At 53.0% G+C, this 247-nt stretch carries 1 pseudogene; it reads right to left on the reverse strand.

Annotated features, from left to right (window positions below):
* Positions 1–247: pseudogene (locus HBA93_RS22600) on the reverse strand (ISNCY family transposase); the annotation flags it as partial.

The following is a 247-nucleotide window of genomic DNA, read 5'->3' on the forward strand; positions in this document are numbered from 1 at the left end:
AATCTGCAATATATTCAGTCGCATACGCATTGGCAGCCTCGATCGTATCGATGCCCCGCAGCCGTAACTCCTTGACCAGACGATCCTGCAACGTCCTGTTTGCCCGCTCGACACGGCCTTTAGCCTGCGGAGTATTGGCACAGATAATGTCGATGTTGAGCTCATAAAGTGCCCGACCAAACTGTGTCAGGCCGCTTGTTCGGTCTTGCTTCGACGGATGAAGCGAACGAAAAACGCCGTGTTTGTC

Origin of the sequence: Ochrobactrum sp. SFR4, from assembly GCF_019730395.1 — a bacterium.
Lineage (GTDB): Bacteria > Pseudomonadota > Alphaproteobacteria > Rhizobiales > Rhizobiaceae > Pseudochrobactrum.